Below are 3,652 nucleotides of genomic sequence, written 5' to 3'. Positions count from 1 at the left end.
ACCTGCCGAAGCTTCGATACAATCTCTTCGGGCCTCTCTCGCTTTCCAGCCATCGCTGATCCTCCAATTTGAGGGATAATCTATCCCAGTTGGTGGACCACTTTCAGCGGGCTACTCCATTAGTCCTTCTTCTTTTCTCCCATCGCAGCATCATGCTGAAAAAGCAAATCTTCAAGAGGATAGCGTACCGATCTCGGAATCAGGACAGTCGGATCGTAATGTCCTACAGCAACGAACGCGATGAAGACCTCAGTCTCCGAAATGTTCGAAATCTTGCGCATATTGCTCTCACGCCCCGAATCCATCGTGGTGTTAAGCGGACAGGCTCCAAGACCCGCGTCCTCGAGGCCCAGTAAAAGCGACATTAAGAACAGACCACCATCTATGAAGGCCTGATTTCTTTCTTTCGGCTGAGTGAACGCCGTCAAATCACAGGTCACCAGTAGTAGCGTCGGCGGTTTCTTGTAGCCCCCGAAGCCTCCCTGCAGATTAACCAGAGCATGTATCTGTTTGGGATCCCTAAAATGATGCACCCGAGGACCCTGCCGATTGCAGACTGACGGTGCCTGTGCAGCAATTTGTACGGCACGCTGGATATCCGCATCCCGAACCGTGGTGCTGGTAAACTCTCGAATGCTCCGCCTGCCGTAAACAACTTCCAAAAATTTATGGTCGCGAATGACTTCAGGAACCGACTCCCGATAAGCTGCGGCTTCAAGGACACCGCCATATTCGTCACTGGCCTGCGAAATGAGAGATTGGACCCGGGGCGAGAACAGTTTCCAATATTCAGATACATCAAAACCAATTTCTTTGTGGCGCTCGAAATATGAATACATCGCCGAAATCGCCGCCTTGAAAAATTGATCTTCCGAACTTCTTTTCGCGGCAAGCCAATTTTCGGTATCTTTGGCTAACCTTTCAACGGCGGCCTTTCCGAAACCGGCCCTGAACTCCATGTGACTAAGACCCTTTTCGATCGCGTGCGTAAAATACATCAGGTGAGCTCGGGCACGGCCGATGGCATCCCCATGGGTAAAGGCTCTGGAATAACGCTCACTGTCCTGAAGAGCCAAAAACTTAGCGCGTTCAGCATAAGAGGGAGCGGCTGGCTTTGAGGGCGCTTTGGGCTTCGCGATAATTTCCCGCAACGTCATGGAGACGATGTCTGCTCCGCCGTCCGTGCCGGTAAAGCTTCCCGCTCCCAGTACAAATTGGGTAAAGCCTTCTGCGGGAACCGTGAAGTCAATAATGTCCTCGTGCAGCTCATCTTTTTTCCCACCGACTCTGATATTACCGATGATATGATTCACGCCAGTTTGCGGATTTCGGACGCATGGCCTGACATTGAGCATCGTCGATCGGAAAGCCCACTTTAACTTAATTCGATAATTTTTATTTGACTGCAAAGCCAGGGGTAATTCACATGCGACTATATTTCCTTGCACAGCCCCCCCCGGAACAACTCTAAGAATGATCGTGCTGCCGCGCGTTGACACCTTCCAGGCCGCGTTGTTCGACTTAAATTCGGGACGAATATCAAAAGCCTGTTCAGACGTCTGCAAATTTTGTGCAGGCAACTTCCGCCCAGCTTTGCGTGGCATCGTCAGAGAAGTTTCAAGAAACTCCAGGGATTCTGCCCGGCGCCTTTCTAGCTTTCCGTTCACAGCGCCCCAATCTATGGGTCGCATCATTTTTTTGGCGTCAATGTCGGCGGATTTAAGAACCAATCGATCCTCCAGACCCACCATCTTTAGGATAGAAGTGAATCTCGCCAACCCGCGACCTGGATTACCGTAAGCGATAAAAGGCTTATTAAACAGAATAGAAAAAGCAACTCCGTGGAAAGAATCTGTAATCACGAAAGCCGCTTCTTGGAAAGAAGATAGCCAACCCGCGACTGTTTTGTCTTCCGCTCCACTTTGCGCCGCCGCATCGCGAGAAAACGGCAGGCCGTCAGTCGAGTATGCACCAAGCGACAAGGATTGCGCCAGGCGGTCAACTGCCGAAACCTTATCTGTTGTAACGTCAAGAAGGTAGGTCAGGATTTGACCGCGATTGGGTTTGCGCGATGAAGATGTCAGAATGGGCTGGTAATCCTCTGGCTTTAGCAGAAGCGTGGGATCAAGTACATGCCGTGGCTCTACCCCAAGATGTTCCCGACAAAGCTCGACAGCCTTGTCCTCCCGAACCGAGATACCATCGAAAAATACTGCCAGCCGGGATGCCTCACGCGTTTGTTCTTCGCTGAATTCCCAGTGTGGCACCCCGAAAGACGCAGCATAGCTTATTCGCTTAACCGGGCTATCTTCGGGAAGAAACCCACAGAAGTAGAAATTCGTCAGAAGAGTTCGCGCGAATTTTGGCCTCCAGACCTGATCGCTACCCACAATGACCGCATCCAGACCGAGAAGATCGATATGTGCGGCGAGGTCTCTGGCCGAAGTGAATTCGCGAGTCACTGGCTGAAGATATTTGTCAGTGAATGAACTGTTCGCGATGGACGGATCAAGGCCAACAGTGTCCGAAAGCAGGGGCAGAGAGGCTCCCTTCGGAGGCGTTGTATTTCTATTAGGATGGCGCGAATTGACAAATACGGGCGTATGCCCTAGCTTTCTCAACGCTTCCATAAGCGCAAAAGCCTGCAGATTGCCGCCGTAATTCGCGTTTAGAGGCAAGGTCATGACACCGACCTTTCTCGGCTTTTCCGAGGGCAGATACTGCGATACGCGGAGAACGTGTTCTTCAGCCTGCGCATTTCCGACTTCTAAATATGCGTCGATCTCGTGAAACAATCGGAAGGCCCGCTCGCGCAGATGCTCTTTTACATCGTCCAGCGACGCCTCATCCACCACTAGCACCTTCTTGTCTGGTGCTGTCGTGATCGAAAATACTTCCGAATTCTGACGCTCTACGATTTCGAGCCGGAAGCGGCCGTTTATCAACGGCGTAATATCGAATGCAAATTGAACTCCTTTGTAGTCGAAGTCGAGGATCCGAGACGAACCGCGATAGACCCACAATCTCGCAATATGCTCGTCAAGCCCTGTTTCCCGGAGGAACATATCGAGAACATTGGAAATATCTTTAAGCACAGTGTCAACTTCCTGAATTGATAGATGGAGCGTTTCTCTGGCGAACGGCCTCAGAGCAAGGTTTCAAGCTAACCTAGCGCAGTTCAAACGGTTCAGACATGCACAGCAAGATACATCCTCCTCGCCTCCGCATCGCAGCCCGCCAATGACAATGGAAATTTCTGCAGTTGCTCGAACTGTGTGAATCGGTAGAGCTGCCGCAGCCTTGGTTGGGACCGAATGTCAAGTGCCAGCCTCACCCTAAGTTAGAAGATGATCAAGATGACCTGAACCTCTGTCTTACCTACCATGCGCGATTTAAGCTATTTGCCAAACCATCGCAAGGGTACGCAGGCGCCTGTTGGCTTCGGGATCAGTGGCCTGCTGCCGGTTTCGTGGACGGCAGTTTAAGCTTTCATAGCTCTCTCCTCGAACGTGATAGGGCTTAGATACCCGATGGTCGAGTGCCGACGCTTTGGATTGTAGAACCGTTCGATGTAATCGAAGACATCTGCGCGCGCCTGCTTCCTGGTGCGGTAAGTTTTCCGCCTAACCCGTTCGGTTTTTAGCGAAGAGAA

2 protein-coding genes are annotated in these 3,652 nt (G+C 51.3%); both read right to left on the bottom strand.

Features of this window, described 5'->3' with window-relative positions; translation table 11 throughout:
* Window positions 1–119 precede the first annotated feature (119 nt).
* Window positions 120–3,095, bottom strand: a complete 2,976-nt coding sequence (locus tag I6N89_RS25180; RefSeq protein WP_207020951.1) for a polysaccharide pyruvyl transferase family protein — start codon at window positions 3,093–3,095, stop codon at window positions 120–122.
* A gap of 386 nt (window positions 3,096–3,481) precedes the next feature.
* The coding region (locus I6N89_RS25175; RefSeq protein WP_207020243.1) for an IS3 family transposase at window positions 3,482–3,652 on the bottom strand (171 nt) is incomplete at its 5' end.

It is taken from the genome of Salipiger abyssi (genome assembly GCF_017311415.1).
GTDB classification, from domain to species: domain Bacteria; phylum Pseudomonadota; class Alphaproteobacteria; order Rhodobacterales; family Rhodobacteraceae; genus Salipiger; species Salipiger abyssi_A.
Note: the sequence above shows the minus strand (reverse complement) of the source record. Positions and strands in the feature narration are given on the sequence as shown.